General features: G+C 73.3%; 15 protein-coding genes. 9 read left to right on the top strand and 6 right to left on the bottom strand.

From position 1 onward, the window contains the following. Window positions 1–88: 88 nt before the first annotated feature. Window positions 89–4879 carry a DUF5724 domain-containing protein gene (locus AC57BS_RS21825; protein WP_496413555.1) on the bottom strand — a complete coding sequence of 1597 codons (4791 nt, stop codon included), beginning with the start codon at window positions 4877–4879 and terminating at the stop codon, window positions 89–91. A 3-nt stretch (window positions 4880–4882) separates the two neighbouring features. After that, window positions 4883–5287: a hypothetical protein gene (locus tag AC57BS_RS21820; protein ID WP_496413554.1), complete on the bottom strand. Its 405-nt coding sequence runs from the start codon at window positions 5285–5287 to the stop codon at window positions 4883–4885. 254 nt (window positions 5288–5541) lie between these two features. Here AC57BS_RS21820 and AC57BS_RS21815 point away from each other — a divergent pair, with 254 nt between their 5' ends. Beyond that, window positions 5542–5745, top strand: coding sequence for a cold-shock protein (locus AC57BS_RS21815; protein WP_496413553.1), 204 nt, complete (start codon window positions 5542–5544; stop codon window positions 5743–5745). Between the two features lie 182 nt (window positions 5746–5927). Here AC57BS_RS21815 and AC57BS_RS21810 read toward each other — a convergent pair whose 3' ends face one another. After that, on the bottom strand, window positions 5928–7421 hold the full coding sequence (locus tag AC57BS_RS21810; RefSeq protein WP_496413552.1) for an outer membrane protein assembly factor BamB family protein: 1494 nt from the start codon (window positions 7419–7421) through the stop codon (window positions 5928–5930). 290 nt (window positions 7422–7711) lie between these two features. Between AC57BS_RS21810 and AC57BS_RS21805 the strand changes: the two genes are divergently transcribed. The 5 genes from AC57BS_RS21805 (at window position 7712) to AC57BS_RS21785 (ending at window position 13570) form a co-directional block, all read left to right on the top strand. Next, window positions 7712–9187, top strand: a complete 1476-nt coding sequence (locus AC57BS_RS21805; protein WP_496413551.1) for an MFS transporter — start codon at window positions 7712–7714, stop codon at window positions 9185–9187. A gap of 16 nt (window positions 9188–9203) precedes the next feature. Next, a complete protein-coding gene (locus AC57BS_RS21800; RefSeq protein WP_496413550.1) occupies window positions 9204–11234 on the top strand; it encodes a molybdopterin oxidoreductase family protein in 2031 nt (676 codons plus the stop codon). After that, window positions 11227–12624: an FAD-dependent oxidoreductase gene (locus tag AC57BS_RS21795; RefSeq protein WP_496413549.1), complete on the top strand. Its 1398-nt coding sequence runs from the start codon at window positions 11227–11229 to the stop codon at window positions 12622–12624. The genes AC57BS_RS21800 and AC57BS_RS21795 overlap by 8 nt, the downstream gene beginning before the upstream one ends. Window positions 12625–12686: 62 nt before the next feature. Next, the gene (locus AC57BS_RS21790) at window positions 12687–13130 is read left to right on the top strand and encodes a hypothetical protein (RefSeq protein ID WP_496413548.1); all 444 of its coding nucleotides are present in this window, start codon (window positions 12687–12689) and stop codon (window positions 13128–13130) included. A 41-nt stretch (window positions 13131–13171) separates the two neighbouring features. Beyond that, a complete protein-coding gene (locus AC57BS_RS21785) occupies window positions 13172–13570 on the top strand; it encodes a VOC family protein (RefSeq protein WP_496413547.1) in 399 nt (132 codons plus the stop codon). A gap of 142 nt (window positions 13571–13712) precedes the next feature. On the opposite strand, the gene AC57BS_RS21780 is transcribed toward AC57BS_RS21785, so the two are convergent. After that, window positions 13713–14126 (bottom strand): GNAT family N-acetyltransferase, encoded by a 414-nt coding sequence (locus AC57BS_RS21780; protein ID WP_496413546.1) that lies wholly within the window; start codon window positions 14124–14126, stop codon window positions 13713–13715. A 67-nt stretch (window positions 14127–14193) separates the two neighbouring features. Between AC57BS_RS21780 and AC57BS_RS21775 the strand changes: the two genes are divergently transcribed. Beyond that, window positions 14194–14661, top strand: a complete 468-nt coding sequence (locus AC57BS_RS21775) for an SRPBCC family protein (RefSeq protein WP_496413545.1) — start codon at window positions 14194–14196, stop codon at window positions 14659–14661. Here AC57BS_RS21775 and soxR read toward each other — a convergent pair. Next, entirely contained in the window at window positions 14658–15113 is a 456-nt protein-coding gene (soxR, locus tag AC57BS_RS21770; RefSeq protein WP_496413544.1) for a redox-sensitive transcriptional activator SoxR, read from the bottom strand. The two genes, AC57BS_RS21775 and soxR, sit on opposite strands and share 4 nt — an antisense overlap. A 74-nt stretch (window positions 15114–15187) precedes the next feature. On the opposite strand from soxR, the gene AC57BS_RS21765 reads away from it, so the two are divergent. Both AC57BS_RS21765 and AC57BS_RS21760 read left to right on the top strand, forming a co-directional pair. Beyond that, a complete protein-coding gene (locus tag AC57BS_RS21765) occupies window positions 15188–15886 on the top strand; it encodes an SDR family NAD(P)-dependent oxidoreductase (RefSeq protein ID WP_496413543.1) in 699 nt (232 codons plus the stop codon). After that, window positions 15883–16932, top strand: a complete 1050-nt coding sequence (locus tag AC57BS_RS21760; protein WP_496413542.1) for an S-adenosylmethionine:tRNA ribosyltransferase-isomerase — start codon at window positions 15883–15885, stop codon at window positions 16930–16932. Before AC57BS_RS21765 ends, AC57BS_RS21760 begins: the two co-directional genes overlap by 4 nt. A gap of 25 nt (window positions 16933–16957) precedes the next feature. Here AC57BS_RS21760 and AC57BS_RS21755 read toward each other — a convergent pair whose 3' ends face one another. Continuing rightward, window positions 16958–19027: an elongation factor G-like protein EF-G2 gene (locus AC57BS_RS21755; RefSeq protein WP_496413541.1), complete on the bottom strand. Its 2070-nt coding sequence runs from the start codon at window positions 19025–19027 to the stop codon at window positions 16958–16960. Between the last annotated feature and the right edge of the window lie 69 nt (window positions 19028–19096).

The raw sequence follows: 19096 nt of genomic DNA, 5'->3' as shown, positions 1-19096 counted from the left end.
TCACCTCCCGTCCGGGAGGGTCGCGTACGGCCCGGGCGACCGGTGGGTGCGGCCGGTCGCCCAGCGGTCGGCGGGGTACGACGAGCGGTCAGCGCAACTGGGCCAGGATCGTCGGGTCCTTGATGGCGTGGTCGCGGGCGAGGAGCACGACCTTGGACACGACCTCCGCCGTGCGCGGGTCGTCGTCGGCGAACGGCAGGAAGATCCGGCCGCGGTGCTGAGCGCTGACCGGGACGATGCACACCGAGCCGCCCGGCAGCCGGTGCACGGTGCCCGACCCGAGCTGCACGGAGTAGGAGCCGAGCGTGCCCTCGACGAACGCGTGGTGGCCGCTGACCTCGACGTTGCCCAGCGCCAGCATCTGCGCGGTCTCCTCGACGAGGCGACGCCGCAGCTCGACCGACGACTCGGAGGTCTCGGGATCGACGCCACCGGAGTGGGCGACGGAGACGACGAGGTCGAGGTCGCGCATCACCTCAGAGAAGAGTCGCGGCGGGACCTCGGTGAGCGGCACGGGGCCGTCACGTCCGACGAACCAGACGTCCTGGACGGTCGCGTCCTCCACCTCGGCGGGGGAGCCCCAGCCGTCGAGCACGCTGCAGAAGACGGTGAGCCGCTCGGCGTGGAAGGTCTTGATGAAGCCGACCTCGAAGTCGGTGACCCAGCCGCGGGACCGGAACAGGCCGGCCGCCTGACGCGCCTGCACCTGGTGCCCGGAGTAGCGGCGGGACCTGTCGACGACGGACCGTTCGGCGTCGGTGACGGTGTAGAGCTCGCGGAACACCTGCTTGAAGGGCTGGCGGCGGCGATCGGTGAAGACCCGGTGCTGGAGGTCGGGCCACGCGCCGGAGGCGAGCAGGTCGACGGGGTGCGCGACACGGACGGGAGATCCGTCGAGTGCGACGACCTCATCGTCGCCGGTGAGGACGTGGTGGGCGTCGTGGGCCAGGCCGAGGACGCCCTCCTCGCTGACGACGACGAGGCCGCGCAGCAGGGGAGCGAGCATCGGGTGGCCGAAGAGGTCGGCGAGCTCGGCGGTGCTGAAGGCGTCACCGGCCACGCACGCCGCCTCCAGCGATGCCCGCATCCGGGCACCCTGCTTGCGCAGCGCGCTGACCCGGGCCTTGAGTGCGGCGATCTCCGGGACCCGCTTCGCCGACGCGGCCGGCACCGACGCCAGCTCCTTCTCGCCGCGTCGTACGTCCAGCACCGGGCGCCCGTCCTCGTCGACGCGCAGCGTGACGGTGAGGTCGCCGTCGTGCGCGCTCAGGGACCCGGCGGCGAGGTCGGCGACCGCATGGGCCTCCATCGCCCAGACGAGGCGTTGGGGATCGCGGTAGCCGGCGGCACGGGCGAGGTTGTCCATGGCGACCTCGACGGCCGTCGACTCCGAGGTCCGTCGCTGCGACCCGGAGGACCGGTCGCCGGCCACCCAGCCGCGGAGGAACTCGTAGCGCCGCAGCACGACCGACTCGTCGCCGACCGGCAGCAGCCCGAGCGCGCGGACGGAGTCCTGGTGGCGCCTGACCTCGATGCGCTCGCGCAGGTCTGACTCGTCGACCGCGCCGAGCAGGGCGCGCGAGAACAGCTCGGCGCGCTTGTGCCCACCCGAGGAGGAGGCGTACTTGCTGGCAGCGAGGAGGGTCTCGAACCGCTCGACGCCGAGCTCGCCCAGCACGGCGGTGAACCACGCGACGTCGGTCGCCCCGCGGACCAGGTCGTCGGCCTCGAGGGGCGTGTGGCGGCTGACCTCGGCAGCCCACTCGTCGCGCGTCTCCCGCGGGACGGTCCACGAGTCGTCCTTGGTGTGCGCGTGCAGCCACCACACGGCCGACTCCAGACCCGGCCAGCCGAGCACGCGCTCGACGTGACCGGCCCACTGCGGGGCGTAGACCGCGACCTCGACGAGTCGCTTCTGCGGCACGCCGGCGAGGGCGGCGTCGACGGTCGTGTCGTCGTCCTCCGGGGCCGGCCAGCAGGCGCGGACGAGGCGCGACAGCGAGGCCTCACGCCCCTCGCCCCAGGCGTACCCGCGGGCGAACGGGCGCTTGCCCAGGGAGTCGAGGAGCCTGCGCAGGCGGTGGGCGCCGGGCACGCTGCTCACCTGGCGGGCGACCTGGCTGAAGGGTGTCGGCAGGTCGCCACGCTCGAGCTCGGACGCGACGAGCGCGTCCCGGACCTCGTCGACGAGCCCGCCGATGCCCGCCTGCTGCACCCACGCAGGCACGCGCCGTGCCGTGGCCTCGTCGAGCGAGCCGTCGCGGTGGTACGACCCGCCGAGCAGCGAGTCGACCACGTCGCCGCGGGTGGCGTGACCGGCCTCGTACGCCGCCAGCACGAGACGGGTCGAGGGCCGCCGGCGGTAGGGAGCGACCGGCACCCGGTCCGCGCCGTAGGAGTAGAGCCCCTGCTCGCGCTCGGGTGCGGCGACGTACTCCCCGTCCACCGGGTCGAAGGCCCCCTCGGGCTCGTCGATCCAGCGCAGGAGTCCCCACACGTCGGGGAGCAGCGGGGCCGGCAGCATCCCGCGCCGGTGGAAGTCGTGCAGTCGCTCGGCCCCGAGGGCGGGGAGCAGGTCGCGGCAGTCGTGGTCGCCGCGGCCCCACATCGAGCTGGTCACCGTGTCCCCGCGCTGGGCGTGCACGGCGAGCGGCCGCTGGAGCCAGCCGGTGTCCAGGTCGGACGCGACCTCGCGCACCGCGTCCACGTAGGGGCCGGCCCACGACGGTCGCAGGGACGTACGGGCCAGCGCCGCGACCACCTCGAAGGCGAGGGCCTGCTCCGCGCGGAAGGCTCGCGGCCACCGGACCGTGCCGAGCACCCGCCGGGAGCGCTCCGCGGCCCAGCCCTTGTCGTCGGTCGCGCCCTGGGGCCGGAAGTCGGCGAGCAGGAGGGCCTCCAGGCCGCCATCGGTGAGTCCGGCGGAGGTGGCCTCCCACCACGGCCCGAACACCTCCCACAGGGGCAGCTGGTCCTCGCCGACGTGCGGCAGCCACTGCACGGTGCCGAGGGGCTGGGGCTCGGTGTGCACCACGACCTCGGTGCGCTGGTGCCGCTCGAGGTGCTCGGCCAGGGAGTCCACGAGGTGCTGGACGTTGGCGGCCACGGCAGGGTGGGCCGCGGCGAATCCCGGCGGGGACGGGCGTCGTGGGGGCGTACGGTCCGCACCGCGGACGACGAGCACGCCCGCGGCGCTAGCCTGGTCCGGGGCGGGTCCGGTCCCGTCCGGGACCGTCGGGCTCGTGCCGGTCGCGGCTGCCAGCTCCTCGGCGCCGCGCTGCTGCTCGGCCGTCCCGGCGCGCAGGCGCTCGACGCTCGCGGCGATGCCCTCGGGTGCCTGCCGGGCGAGGAAGCGGAGTGCGATGGTGCGCTGGTCGGCGGCCTTGCGGGTCAGCGCGGCCTCGAGGGTGAGGGCTTCGGGCTCGGTGACCTGCTCGACGGCCGCGAGCGCCTTCGCCGCCTCCCCGCGGTTCCAGCTCGACAGGTCGGTGAGCGCGGCCATCAGGGCCGCACGGTGGGTCTCGGGGTCGCGACACAGGTCGTGCAGCCGCGCGGAGCGGCCCCGTGCGCTCGCCAGCTCGTGGGCGGGCGCGACGACGTGGTCGAGCTCGGGTCCGGTCGCGCGCAGGATCTCGTCGGCGAGGTGGGCGCGGCCGTGCCTGGACTCGCGCCTGCCGATCAGGCCGGTGGGCAGGGTCTGCGTCTTCTTCGGCAGGTCGGGCAGCGCTGCCACGAGCACCCGTGCGGTCTCGACGTCCAGCGTGGGTTCTCTATCGCCCGGCTGGGGGATGGTCGCCTCGACGGCGACGGCGGCCACCCGAGGGTCGGCGTCCGTGACGGCGGGAAGGGCCGCCGCGCGTGACGCCGGCAGGCGGATCTCGGCCAGCACGCGTACGGCGGCCAGGCGGTGCTCGGCCGAGTCGTGCCCGAGCAGGCCGCGCGCGGCGGCGACGCCGGCGTGGGCGTCGCGGAGGCTGGTGGCGTGGAGGGCGAGGTACGCCTCCGGCGCGGCGAGCGAGCCGGCGTCGGCGGGCGGTGCGTCGAGCATCGGCAGCCACACCTCGAGGTGGGCGCGGGCCTGCTTGTCCTGCCGCACCTCGAGCTCCTCGCCCCACCAGGTTCCGACCGCACGGATCGCGGAGGCGAACCGGGTGTAGCCCTCCTCGACCACCGTGGCGACGAACAGACGCCGGGCACCCGGGTGGGCGACGTCGGTCGCCTCGAGGATCGACTGGCGCAGGCCCTCCTGGCGGCCCGCCGTGCGGAGCAGACGGTCGAGCGCCTGCCAGGCCTCCGGGTCGGCACACCTGGCCAGGGCGCCGACGACGTCGTGGCTCATCCCGGCGACCTCGTCGCGTCCGGAGACGGCGTCGAGCAGGATGCCGCGCACCTCCGCGTCGCCCTGGTCGACCGCGGCCGCCAGCAGGGAGGCGAGGTGGCCGTGCGAGACGTGACCCGACCAGCGTGCCCACCACGCGGCCGGCTGGTCGTAGGAGCTGGCGAGGCGAGAGATGTCGCTCAGCTCGGCGGCCAGCCGTGCCGCCGAGTCCTCGGGGCGGCTGCTGCGGAACCCCCGGCGCCCCCACCCGCGCTGGTAGGGCTGCTGGGGACCGGCGTCCCACCAGTGCGTGAGGCCCTCGGCCAGCTGCGGCGACACCATGCGGAAGAGCCGCGACCGCTCGCGGTCCGACATCCCTGCGAGCGTGAGGCCGATCGACGCCGTCTCGTTCGGTCCCGCCGTCGCCCAGGCGCCCAGCCACGACACGACCCGGCGGCCGTCCGCCGAGAGCCGGGCCTGGTCGGCGAGCTCGCGCAGTCGCCGCGACTGCGGTCGCCGGAACTCCTCGAGGCGACCCCGCGCCTCCTCCCCCGAGATCACGCCTCAGCCCCCGGCGAGGGCGACCAGGCGCACGAGGCGCAGCCGGGTGTCGGCGGTGACGACGACCGGGGTGTCGAGGTCCTCCAGCTGCCGGTCGTCGAGGAACACGACGTAGAGGTCGTCCTCGAACGCCTCCCGGGCTCGCGCCCACGCGTCGTCGAAGGCCGGGGCCTGCTGGCGCGCACGGGTCCCGGCGGCGTACGTCCCGGTCTCCACGCCGCGGACCAGGTCGGCCGGTGTCAGCACCCGTAGCAGGCTGCGCTCACGCTGCCGCTCGTCGAAGGCGGCGAGCTCGGCGCGGACGAGGGCCCGGAGCACGTCCTCGAGGCGGTGCGTGCCCGGCTCGACGGGGACGTGGGTGTCCTCGAGCCGGTCCCGGCCCCCGACCACGCGGGCTTCGACGATCATGACGGCATCCTCGCCCATCCCGGGCGGTCGTGAGGGTGAGTTGGGCGTCTCCGGCGGCCGAGGAGTCGCCGGTTGGGGCCCCGTGCCGTAGAGTCGAGGGTGTTGAAGGGACGGAGCACCCAGCCGTCCTGGCCGCGCACGATGCGTGGCTCGTATCTCGTACTCCTGGTTTCGGTTCGCTGGACATCAGTACGCATGGATGTCTTCAGCAGTTCAGGGGCAGACAGCCCCGACACGAAACAAAGGAAATCATCATGGCTCAGGGCACCGTCAAGTGGTTCAACGCTGACAAGGGCTTCGGCTTCATCGCGCAGGACGGCGGCGGCGAGGACGTGTTCGTCCACTTCTCCGCGATCCAGTCCAGCGGCTACAAGTCGCTCGAGGACAACCAGAAGGTCGAGTTCGACGTGACCGCCGGCCCCAAGGGCCCGCAGGCCGAGAACGTCCGCGTCGTCTGACGTACGCACTTCTGAGGAGCCCCGACCGCAGCTGCGGTCGGGGCTCCTCGTTGTTCGGGGCAGGTGGTCGCGCCTGACGAAAGGTCGGGTCGCGCAGCGTCAGGCGCGACGATCCACCCGTGCCACGCTACGCGCGGGCGCGGTGCGTACGTAGTCCCCAGGTTGGGTAGCGACAGGCGGTCCTACCTCCCGTTCACGGTGAAGGCGTGGATCGCCTGCCCGGGCAGCTCGACGCCCAGGTTGTAGCCGCTGCCCCAGTAGAGCGCCCCGTCCACGGCGGCCGCGCCGCTGTAGCAGAAGTCGCCTGACGGGTAGTCCCACAGCTGGCTGCCGTCGCTGGCCTTGAGGGCGTACATGTGGCCCGCCGTGTCACCGGAGCACGCATAGACCACGCCTCGCGCCACGGTCACCGCGCCCGAGGCGGTGGCCGCCGCCGGGTTGGCACGGTCCCAGACCAGCCGGCCGGTGGCCGCGTCGAGCGCCGCCCAGTGGCCCTGGGTGATCGTGGTCCCGTCGCTCAGCGTCCACGACTTCTGGTCGGTGTTGGCCGAGGCCACGTAGATCCGCGACCCGTCGGTGGCCGAGCCCCACTGCAGACCGCCCGCCAGCCCCCCGGGAGCGGCCTGGGTCTTCCAGGCCACCGCCCCCGTGTCGGGGTCCAGGGCCCAGAAGATGCCCGACTTCTGGCCCGCGCCCACGAAGTCCCTGCCGCCCGTCCGCCACAGCATCGGGGCCTGTGCGAAGTCGTAGTCGGGTCCGGCGTTCTCGGGGCAGCCCTCGACCGGGTCGTCGTACCCCGGGACGGGGATGCCACAGGCGACGTTCCAGGCGTCGACGGGCAGCGCCCGCGTGGACCACTTCACCGCACCGGTGGTCGTGTCGAGCGCCACGATGGCGTCGAACATGTTGTCGGCGGGCACGCAGGCCGCGCGGTCCTCGTCCGTGGTCGCCGCCGCGACGCAGGCGGTCACCGAGTCGGGGATCGAGTAGTTGTTGCCGGTGGCGATGTAGACGGTCCCGCGCTTGGCGTCCACGGCCGGAGCGCTGCCCCACACGGCCGCGCCGGTGTACCCGGGCGGGGTCATGAAGGTCTTCCACTTCACCTGGCCGGTCGCGAGGTCCAGCGCCATGAAGAAGCCGCGGAAGGTCAGCGGGAAGCCGAACCGCACGAGCACCTCCTCGTTGGAGGCCGCGCCGATGTAGACCGTGCCGTCGGCGATGGTCGCCGACTGCGTGAGGATCGGGTAGCCGCCCTCCACCGTGGTCCTCCACAGCAGGGAGCCGTCGCGCTTGTCGACGGCGAACACCCAGCCGTCCGGGCTGAGGACCTTGCCGGCCTGGTCGCCGAAGACCAGCGTGTTTCCGGAGATGGCCGGCGTCGCCCGGGAGTAGTCCCCGAGGGGCGCCCCGTAGTCGGTGCTCAGGTTGGTCTGCCAGATGATCGCGCCGGTCGCGGCGTCCACGGCGTACAGGTTGCCCTTGTCGTCGGGCACGTAGACGACGCCGTCCTCCACGGCGGGGGTCGCCGAGACGTTGCCGGCGGTCGCCACCTTCCACTTCAGCGCCAGCTTCGCGGCGCCTCCGACGCCGATCGTGCTGTCACCGTTCCTCGTGTTCGCCAGGTCGTGACCGGCGCTCGGCCAGCCTGCCTGCGCGCCGACGGCGGCGGGTGCCACGAACAGCACTCCCGCCGCCAGCAGGGCCCCTGTGACCCTGGACAGCCTTCTTGCATGCATAGGAAACTCCCGTGCTCGTAGCGGATCGCGCCTGCGTGTGCGCGTGACGAACGTGGTGCGTTTCCCGACCTCGTACGAGCTCTACTCCCGCCCGTGCGCGGCGTCAACAGACCTTCCCGGCGGACCAGACCACGAACGGGCCCGCGCCTCGTGAGGTCGTGAGGAGAATGTGACGGTGCTGCCACCGCAACGGCAGTTCGCTCGTCACAGTCGGTGGCCACCCTCCTGTCATGAGCATGCAGACCCCCACCCGTCGTAGCCGCCGCTGGATCGAGGACTGGCGTCCCGAGGACCCCGACTTCTGGGAGTCCACCGGCCGCCAGGTCGCCCGGCGCAACCTGATCTGGTCGATCTTCGCCGAGCACCTCGGCTTCTCCGTGTGGCTGATCTGGAGCGTGAGCTCGGCCTTCCTGGTGGCGACCGGGTTCGACTACACGCCGCAGCAGCTCTTCCTGCTGGTGGCCCTGCCCAACCTCGTCGGCTCGATGCTGCGGCTGCCGTACACCTTCGCGGTGCCGAAGTTCGGTGGCCGCAACTGGACGATGGCGAGCGCGGCGCTGCTGCTCATCCCCACGCTCGGGTTCGCGTACGCCGTGCAGCGGCCGGAGACGCCGTACTGGGTGTTCTGCCTCATCGCCGCCACGGCCGGCCTCGGCGGCGGCAACTTCGCCAGCTCGATGGCCAACATCAACTTCTTCTACCCCGCGGCCAAGAAGGGCGCGGCGCTGGGCCTCAACGCCGCGGGCGGCAACGTCGGAGTCGCACTGATCCAGCTCCTCCTGCCCGTCATCGTCGGCGGCGCCGGGATCTTCGGCCTGGTCAAGGCGTCGGAGGGCGGGATCGACCTGCAGCGCGCGGCCTGGGTGTACGCCGGCCTCGCGGTCGTCGCGACGCTCGCGGCGTACTTCTTCATGGACAACCTGAGCACCGCGAAGTCCTCCCCCCGCGAGCAGCTGCAGGTCGTGCGCAAGCGGCAGACCTGGATCATGGCGTTCCTCTACATCGGCACCTTCGGCTCGTTCATCGGCTACTCCGCCGCCATGCCGCTGCTCATCAAGCTGAACTTCTGGGTGCCGGAGCCGGCGCCGCTGGGGACCGGCATCTACTTCGCCTACTTCGCGTTCCTCGGCGCCCTCGTCGGGTCGGCGACCCGGCCGTTCGGCGGCTGGCTGGCCGACCGCCTTGGCGGCGCGAAGGTGACGCTGGGCGCGTTCGGCGCGATGGTCGTCTTCACCCTGGCCGTGCTCTGGACGCTCGTGCAGCTCACCCCCAACCCGACCGCGGACCCGGCGATCGCGTCCGCCAACCAGTCGTGGTTCCCGTGGTTCCTGGGCTTCTTCCTGTGTGTCTTCGCCGCCACCGGCATCGGCAACGGCTCGACGTACAAGATGATCCCGGCGATCTGGCGCACCGAGGCCGAGCGCGCCACGACGCCCGGCACCCCCGAGCGCGCCGCCGCCCTGCTGGCCGGCACCAAGCAGGCCTCCGCCGCGATCGGCGTGATCGGCGCGGTGGGCGCCATCGGCGGGTTCCTCATCCCGATGGCCTTCAGCGCACCGTGGGTGGCCGACCCCATGTCCGCCACCAAGGGCGCCTTCCTGGTCTTCACCGCGTTCTACGTCGTCTGCGGCGCGGTGACCTGGGCGGTCTACCTGCGGCGGCCCGCCGAGGTCCGCGCCCAGAGCCTGGCCGGCGCCGGGATCTGAGCGGAGACTGGCGAGCATGACCGACACCCACTGCCCCTACTGCTCGCTGCAGTGCGGGATGCGGCTCACCGGCCGGCGTGCACCCGAGGTGTCGGCGTGGGAGGAGTTCCCCGTCAACCAGGGCGCGCTGTGCCGCAAGGGCTGGTCGGCGGCCGGGCTGTACGGCGGGCGCGAGCGGCTCACGTCGCCGCTGGTGCGCGACCGGGAGACCGGCGAGTGGTCCGCGGTGACGTGGGACGACGCGCTCGACCGGGTCGTCGCCGGGATCCGGGCGGCGCAGGCGGCGAAGGGGTCGGACGGTGTCGCAGTCTTCGGCGGTGGCGGGCTGACCAACGAGAAGGCGTACGCCCTCGGCAAGCTCGCCCGGGTCGCGCTCGGCACCTCGCAGATCGACTACAACGGCCGCTGGTGCATGTCGTCGGCCGCGTCCGCGGGCATCCGCGCCTTCGGCCTCGACCGCGGGCTGCCGTTCCCGCTGGCCGACGTGGAGGAGACCGACGTCCTCGTGCTCGTCGGCTCCAACCTCGCCGAGACGATGCCCCCCGCCGCCCGGCACCTCGACCGGCTGCGGGAGCGCGGCGGTCGCGTCGTGGTGGTCGACCCGCGGCGTACGCCGACCGCGGACCGGGCCGACCTCCACCTCCAGCCGGTGCCGGGCACCGACCTCGCGCTGGCGCTCGGGCTGCTGCACCTTCTCGTCGCCGGCGGCGCGGTCGACGAGGCGTACCTCGCCGAGCGGACGACCGGCTGGGAGCAGGTCCGCGACTCCGCCGCGGCCTGGTGGCCCGAGAGGGTCGAGCGGGTGACCGGGCTCGAGGCGCACGAGGTGCGCGCCCTCGCCGCGATGCTCGCCGGCTCGCCGCGCGTCATGGTCCTCACCGCCCGCGGCGCCGAGCAGCACTCCACCGGCTCCGACACCGTGCTCGCATGGATCAACGTCGCGCTGGCGCTGGGCATGGTCGGCAGGCGCGGCGCCGGCTACGGCTGCCTCACCGGGCAGGGCAACGGCCAGGGCGGTCGCGAGCACGGCCAGAAGGCCGACCAGCTGCCCGGCTACCGCCGCATCGACGACCCCGCCGCCCGTGCCCACGTGGCGGGGGTGTGGGGGGTGGAGCCCGACTCGCTGCCCGGCCCCGGCCGGTCGGCGTACGAGCTCCTCGACGCCCTCGGCACGCCCGACGGGCCCTCGGCGCTGCTGGTCCTGGGCTCCAACATCGTCGTCAGCGCGCCCAACGCCACCCACGTCACGTCGCGGCTGGAGTCGCTCGACCTGCTGGTGGTGTGCGACATCGTGATGTCCGAGACCGCGGCGCTCGCCGACGTGGTGCTGCCCGTGACGCAGTGGGCCGAGGAGACCGGGACGATGACCAACCTCGAGGGCCGGGTGGTGCTGCGGCAGAAGGCGATCACGCCCCCATCGGGCGTGCGGTCGGACCTCGACGTGATCGCCGGGATCGCCGAGCGGCTGGGGTCGACGGCCTCCTTCCCGACCGACCCGGAGGAGGTCTTCGCCGAGCTCGGCCGGGCGTCGGCGGGCGGGCCCGCCGACTACTCCTCGATCACCTATGACCGGATCCGCGCCGAGCAGGGCGTGTTCTGGGGCGGCGAGCGGCTCTTCGGTGAGTCCTTCGCCCACCCCGACGGGCGCGCGCGGATGCTGGCCGTCGAGCACCGCGGTGCCGCGGAGCAGCCGTGCGCGGACTACCCGGTCCACCTCACGACCGGTCGGGTGCTCGCGCAGTACCAGTCCGGCGCGCAGACCCGGCGCGTGCGCTCGCTGCCCGACGACGGGCCGTTCGTGGAGATGCACCCGCTGCTGGCCGGGCGCCTCGGCGTGGCGACGGGGGAGGCCGTACGCGTCGCGACCCGCCGCGGCCAGATGACCGCCCCGGCGAGGGTGGTGGCCACGATCCGGCCCGACACAGTGTTCGTGCCGTTCCACTGGATCGGCGCCAACCGGCTCACCAACGACGCCCTCGACCCGGCCTCGCGGATGCCGGAGTTCAAGGTCTGCGCGGCTCGCCTCTCCCTGGTCGGCCATGGCTGAGCGCATCCTGGTGGTCGGCGGCGGCATGGCCGCGGTCCGCCTCGCCGAGCACCTCGCGGACGACGACCGCTTCGCGGTGACCGTCCTGGCTGACGAGCCGCACGCGCCGTACAACCGGATCCTGCTCTCGGCCGTCCTCGAGGGGACCCACTCCCCGTCCGCGCTGACCCTGCGCTCCGAGGCCTGGTTCGCCGACCAAGGCGTCGAGCTGCGCCTCGGTGCGCGCGTGCTCGAGATCGACCGCGAGTCCTCCGAGGTCGTCCTGGTCGACGGGGAACGAATCGCATTCGACAGGCTCGTCCTGGCATGTGGATCGATCCCCACCCTGCCCCCGATCCGCGGTCTCGTACGCCGCGACGGCACGCTGCACCCCCAGGTCCACGCCTTCCGCTCGCTCGCCGACTGTCAGCGGCTCGACGAGGCCCTCACGCCGGGCACTCGCGCGGTCGTCGTCGGCGGCGGCCTGCTCGGGCTCCAGGTCGCCCGCGCGCTGTCGGTCCGCGGCCTGCGGACCGAGGTCGTCGAGGGAGCGGACCACCTGCTCGCCAGCCAGGTCGGCCCCGGGGCGGGTCGGATCCTCGCGCGCGACCTCCGGCGCCTCGGCACCGAGGTCTACACCGGCGCCCGCGCCGTACGCCTCACCGACGACGGACTGCGCCTCGACAACGGCTACGTCCTCCCGACGGACCTCGTCGTCCTCACCGCCGGTGGCCGCCCGTCAACCGCGCTCGCTCGTCGCGCGGGGCTGATGGTCGGACGGGGCGTGGTCGTCGACGCCACCCTCACCAGCGTCACCGACGACCGCATCCACGCGATCGGCGACTGCGCGGAGCACCGCCGGCGTACGACCGGGTTCGTCCCGCCGGCGTGGGAGCAGGCGGAGGTGCTCGCCCGCGTGCTGCGCGGCGAGGACGCCGCGTACGACGGCCGGCGCAGCGTGGCGCGGCTGCGGGCCACCGGGCTGGAGGTCGCCGTGCTCGGCGACCCCGAGCACGCCGAGGGCGAGGTCGTCGAGATGTCCAACCCGATCACCGGCTCGCACCGCCGGCTCGTGGTGCACGGCGGGCGGATCGTCGCGGCAGCGCTCGTCGGCGACCTCTCGCGCGTCGGGCTGATCACGCAGCTCTACGACCGCGGAACCCTGCTCGGTCCCGACGAGCCCGGCCAGCTCCTCCTGCCCGAGGCGGCGGACGCCCCGACACCACTGCCCGACGAGGCCGAGGTCTGCGCCTGCGCCGGCGTGAGCGCTGGCGAGATCCGCGCCTGCGGCACGGTGGGGGAGTGCGTCGACCGGACGCGTGCGACGACCGGGTGCGGCGGCTGCGCCGACGTCGTGCGCCGCCTGATCGAGAGCAGCCCGACGCCGGTCGCCGCACTGCTCGGTGGTTGAGGCGCGAGCGGAGCGAGCCTCGAGGCCGACAACTTCCGGGCGCCCGGCCTCGTCCCACCCCCATGCTCGCCAGGATCGTGCTCACCAGGGTCGTGCTCGGCGTCGCCACGGTCGTGCTCGGGTTCCTCGGCGGGGTGCAGCTGCAGCAGGTGGTGGCCGCGTCCGGGGAGCCCGAGCCAGTGGCCCGGGCGATCGACCCGAGTGCCCACGCCGACGAGGTCGTCTTCGAGGACTGCCCGCGCCTCCCCGCCGCGCCGCCCTACCCGGTCAACGACAACGGGATGACCTACGGCTCCGGTGCCGGGATCGACGAGGACGACCCGGGGCCGGACCTCGTCGCGGCGTACGGCACCAACGGCAGGTGCGGCTTCGTCCGCGCCACTGACCGCCCCCAGCCGGCCAGGACGCTCGCCCAGGCGCTGGCGAACCCCACCCCGGAAGGCCGGGACGTCCCGCTCTACGCGCAGGACGGGGTGACGGTGATCGGCACCTTCCGCAGCGGATAGGTCTTGACCTCACGTGCACCTGACCCAGCACGATCATCTCCATGACCGACGTCCAGGAGTTCCGGATCACGCTGACCGTCGACGACTTCGACGCCGCCGTACGCCTCTACCGTGACGCGCTCGGCCTGCCCGAGGTCGCCGACTGGAGCAGCGACCAGGGGCGCGTGCTGCTGCTCGACGCGGGCCGCGCGACCCTCGAGCTCTTCGACGAGGCGCAGGCTGCGATGGTCGACGACCTCGAGGTCGGGCACCGGGTCTCGGGCAAGGTGCGCTTCGCGCTCCAGGTGCCGGACGCGGACGCGGCCGCCACCTCCCTCGTCGCGGCCGGCGCCACCCCGGTCGCGCCCCCCGTCGACACGCCCTGGGGCGACCGCAACGCCCGCGTCGCCGCACCCGACGGGATGCAGCTGACGCTGTTCACCCTTCCCGACGCTGGTTGAGGTGCGAGCGCAGCGAGCCTCGAAACCGTGATGTCGGCGACACCATGCAGGCAGTTCGCGCGTCCGAGCCCGGTGTCCACGCTCAGCGCAGCCGTCGGCGTCGCGAACTGCCTGCATGGTGCCTGCTTCGAGCGGCCAGCCCTCACGGAGTCCTGATCATCCACATGGTCGGGTCGGGCAGCGGCTCGAAGCCGAAGCCCGCATAGACCTCGTGCGCGTCCCGGGTCGCCAGCAACGTCCGTCCGACTCCGAGCGCGTCCATCGCTTCGGTGACGGCCGCGACCAGTCGCGTGCCCAGACCGCGACCGCGGTGGTCGCGGTCGACGTACACGTCGCACAGCCAGGCGAAGTTGGCGTGGTCCGTCACGACGCGCGCGTACGCCACCTGCCGCCCGTCGCCGGTGAACGCGCCGAAGTTCAGCGAGTGCTCAGCGGCCGTGCCGACGGCCTCACGGGTGCGGCCGAGCGACCAGTACGCGTCGGTGCTGAGCCACTCGTGGACGAGGTCGAGGTCCATGTCGGCCAGCTCGGTGCGGATCTCGTGGTCGTCGTTCACTGGGGCATCATCGCCGACGGGCTGGACCGGCCTTGTCGCACGCCCGGAGCGGGCCGATCATGGGGAGATGGCCGAGATCGAGCTCGAGATCCAGCGCACGGTGCCGGCGCCCGTCGCCGAGGTCTTCGCCCGCCTGGCCGACATCGAGGGCCACAACCGCTGGGTTCCGGGCAGGGGCAGCATGTTCCGGAGGACGCGTCAGACGTCGCCCGGCCCCGTCGGGGTCGGCACGACCTACGAGGACGACACCCGCATGGGCCGGATGCCCGGCGAGGTGGTGGAGCACGACGCGCCCCGCCGCCTCGTCTACCACTGGTGGGACGCCGCCTCGTCCGGCCGCGTGAAGATGGAGGGCTGGCCGGGGTACACCCTTGAGGCCCTGGGGGAGAGGGAGACCCTCGTCCGCCACGACGCGCGGCTGCGCGCCAACGGGGTGTACGCGCTCGCCACGCCGCTGCTGCGGGTCTTCGCGCGGCGTGAACGGACGGCGACTCTCGAGGCGCTGGTCAGGTCGTTCGAGCCTGGCGCGAGCTAGCCGGAGGTCCGCTTCGTCGGGTGCGGTCGCCGCAGCGAGTCCGGCAGCAGCCGCGCCCCGGCGCCGGCCTCGCCGTGGACGTCGGCGGGGTTGGAGAAGGCGCACGACCGCAGGCTCAGGCACCCGCAGCCGATGCAGCCGTCGAGGCCGCCCTTGAGCCGCTGGAGCGCGGCGATCTGCTCGTCGAGGCGACGTCCCCAGTGCCGCGAGATGCGGTGCCAGTCGGCCTTGGTCGGCGTACGGCTGCCGGGCAGTCGTCCGAGCTCGTCGCGGATCTCCTCGATGCTGAGCCCGACGTTGGACGCTGCCCGGATGAAGGCGAGGCGGCGCAGCACGCTGCGCTCGAACCGCCGCTGGCCGCCGCCGGAGCGGTGCGCCTCGATGAGCCCCTCGGCCTCGTAGTAGCGGATCGCGGACGCTGCGAAGCCGCTGCGCCGCGTGATCTCACCCATGGACAGCAGATCCTTGGCATCCATCCGGCTTCACCTCTTGAACTCAAGTTCACTTCAACTTGAACCATGGTGCCATGACTGACGAGACGAGTGCACGGGTGGCCCTGGTCACCGGGGGATCGGCCGGCCTCGGGCTGGCCCTGAGCAGGGGGCTCGCGGGCCGGGGCTGGAGGGTGATCACGGACGGAAGGAGCGAGGAGAAGTTCAAGGAGGCCGATCTGCCGGCCGGGGTAACCGTCGTGGTGGGAGACCTCACCGACGCCGACCACCGGCAGGCACTGGTCGGCGAGGTGTCGGCGCACGGCGGGCTCGACCTGCTGGTGCACAACGCGAGCACGCTCGGTCCACTGCCGATGCGGTCGTTGGCCGAGGTCGACATCGCCGACCTCCAGCAGGTCTGGCGGACCAACATCGGCGGACCGCTGGTCCTCACCTCAGCCCTCCTGCCCTGGCTGCGAGAGGCGGACGGCGTGCTCCTCTCGATCAGCTCGGACGCCGCGGTCCACCACTACGAGGGGTGGGGCCTCTACGGCGCGAGCAAGGCCGCGCTCGACCACGTGACGCTGACCTACGGTGCCGAGACCGGGCTGCGGGCCTACGCGGTCGACCCCGGCGACATGCGGACGGCGATGCACCAGGACGCCTTCCCGGGGGAGGACATCTCCGACCGGCCGCTGCCCGAGACTGTCGTGCCGCGCCTCGTGGCGCTGCTGGACGCGCGACCCGCGTCGGGCCGCTACCGGGCGGCGGACCTCGGCGGTGACGTCCGATGACGCTGCTCCACGAGACCCCGCACACCCATTTCGAGGCGTCGTCCTTCGCGCCGCAGCCGCCCGAGGCGCGCGGGCTCGCCCGAGACGAGGTGCGGCTGCTGGTCGCGACGCCGGACGGCCTCTCCCACGGGCAGTTCCGCGACCTGCCCGACCACCTGCGTGCGGGGGACATACTGGTCGTGAACACCTCCGCCACCGTCGCAGCCGAGGTCGACGCCGACCTCGCCGGGCGCCCGGTCGTGCTGCACGTCGCCCACCGCCTCGACGACGGCGACAGCGTCGTGGAGCTGCGTACGGCTCCCGACGCGGCGCGGTCCGTGCTCGACGCGAGCGCGGGGGCGGTCGTCCGCGTGGGCGACGTACGCCTGACCCTCCGCTCGCCGTGGCCGGGCGAGGCGTCGTCGCCGACGGGTGAGGGCAACCGGCTCTGGCGCGCCTCGGTGCGCGGCGACCTGGACCGGCAGCTCGCGTGGAACGGGCGGCCGATCGCGTACGGCTACCTCGACCACCGCTACCCGCTCGCGGACTACCAGACCGTCTTCGGCACCCGCCCGGGCAGCGCCGAGATGGCCTCGGCGGGACGCCCCTTCACCACCTCGCTGGTGACCCGTCTGGTGGCCGCCGGCGTGCAGCTCGCGCCGGTCACGCTGCACACCGGCGTCTCCTCGCAGGAGGCCGGTGAGGCGCCGGGACCGGAGTGGTTCGAGGTGCCCGCGACGAGCGCGCGGGTGATCAACCAGGCGCGGGACAACGGCGGCCGTGTCGTCGCCGTCGGCACGACCGCCACCCGCGCGGTCGAGTCGTCCGTCCTAGGTCGGCACGTCGTCGCGAGCCGCGGGTGGACCTCGCGGGTGGTCTCCCCGGCCCAGCCGCCACGCGTCGTCGACGGCCTGATCACGGGCTGGCACGACCCGATGGCCTCGCACCTCCTCCTCGTCGAGTCGGTCGCCGGCACCCGCCTGACCCAGGCGGCGTACGACGCGGCGGTGGCCGAGGGTTACCTCTGGCACGAGTTCGGGGACTCGGCGCTGCTCCTGCGGCGCTGAGCGACCGTGGCCCCCCGGACGGGGATCAGCCGACACCGTCCGGGGCCCGCTCGTAGTGAGCGAACGCGCGCGTGAAGGAGGCTGACCCGTGGCTGAGGGAGCGCAGCTCGACGGCGTAGCGGCGCAGCTCGAGCTGCGGCACGTGCGCCCTGACCACCACCATGCCGGGTTGGTCGGCGGACTCGCTGCCGAGGACTCGTCCCCGACGTGCGGACAGGTCGCCCATGACCGTGCCGACCAGGGAGTCGGCGACCAGCACCTCCACCTCGTCGACCGGCTCGAGGAGGCACGTCCCGCCACGCGTCGCAGCGTCGCGCAGCGCCAGCCCGCCGGCCGTCTGGAACGCCATGTCGGAGGAGTCGACGCTGTGGGCCTTGCCGTCGGTCAGGGTCACCCTGAGGTCGACCACCGGGTAGCCGGTCTCGACCCCGCGATCCATCTGGGACCGGACACCCTTCTCGACCGAGGGGATGAACTGCCGGGGGACCGCACCGCCGACCACGCGGTCGACGAACTCGAACCCGCTGCCCGGCGGGAGCGGCTCGACCTCGATGGTGCACACCGCGTACTGACCGTGCCCTCCGCTCTGCTTGACGTGCCGCCCGTGGCCGGTGGCGGGCCGCGCGAACGTCTCTCGCAGGGGCACGAGGAGCTCGACCTCCTCGACTGCCACGCCGTACCGGTTCGCGAGCCGATCGAGCAGCACGTCGGCGTGGGCCTCGCCCATCGTCCAGAGCACGATCTGGTGGGTCTCGGGGTGGTGCTCGACACGCAGGGTGGGGTCCTCGGCAGCAAGGCGCTGGAGTCCCGGGCCGAGCTTGTCCTCGTCGCTCCTGGTCAGGACCTCGATCGCCACCGGCAGCGACGGGTCGGGCATCTGCCACGGCTGCAGCACAAGCGGCGTGTCGACCGAGGCAAGGGTGTCGCTCGTCTCGGCTCGTCTCAGCCGGCCGATGGCGCAGATGTCGCCCGCCGTCACCGCTTGCGCCGGTCGCTGGGTGTTCCCCAGCGGCACCGAGAGCGTCCCGATCCGCTCCACCTCGTCGTGGTCCGGGTGGCTCGACGCCGTGTCGCCCTCCACGGCCCAGACCGAGCGGTGCCCGGACACGTGGACGGTGGCGTCCGGCAGCAGGGTGCCGGAGAACACCCGGACCAGGCTGACCCGCCCCAGGTAGGGATCGGTGGTCGTCTTGACCACCTCCGCGAGCAGTGGGCCGGCCGGGTCGCACTCGATCGTCGGGCCCGGGCCGCCGGCGGGGGTGTAGACCGTCGGCACCGGGTGCTCGAGCGGCGAGGGGAAGGCGGACACGATGAGGTCGAGCAGCTCCCTGGCCCCCACTCCGCTGGTCGAGTCGACCGGGATGACCGGGTGCAGAGATCCCCTGGCGACAGCGAGCTCGAGGTCCCGGACGAGCAGCTCGCTGTCGACCTGCTCGCCGCCCAGGTAGCGCTCCATCAGGGTCTCGTCCTCGGACTCCTCGATGATCGCCTCGACGAGCGCTGCTCGCTGCTCTGCGTGCCCGTGGTCATCGGTGAGCAGATCGACGGCACGGCCACCCTCGTGCAGGTGCACCGGCAGCACCCGGTCACCGAAGGCGCTGCGCGCCTGGGCCACCACGCCGTCGAGGTCCGCGCGGGCGTGGTCGAGCTTGGTGACGACGACCACGCGGGGCATGGCCACGTCGGCGCACTCGCGCCACAGCGCCCGAGTCGGCTCGTCGACGCCCTCGTTGGCGGCGATGGCGAAGAGCGCACAGTCCGCGGCCCGCAGCCCCGCCCGCACCTCGCCCACGAAGTCGACGTACCCCGGCGCGTCGAGCAGGTTCACCTTCACGCCGGCATGCACCAACGGTGCGAGGGCGAGCGCGACGGAGCGCCGCTGACGGTGCTCGATGTCGTCGGAGTCGCAGACCGTGGTGCCCTCTTCGGTGCTGCCGGCGCGGTTCAGCACGCCGGCCTCGACCAGCAGCCGCTCGACGAGGGTGGTCTTCCCCGCGCCCGCCGCACCCACGACCAGGACGTTGCGGATCGCCTCCGGCCCGGTCGCGACCGGAGGACCGGCCTGGTTGACACTGCCGCCCGCGTCCTTGCTCACCGCGACGACTCCTCCCCCTTGGTCCGACACTGCGAGGTGTCCGCTCACTGTTCACCCGATCGATCTCGC

This window comes from Nocardioides sp. BGA-UO-ETr-FS32 (assembly GCF_059567905.1).
This window is presented reverse-complemented; position numbering and strand designations above follow the sequence as displayed.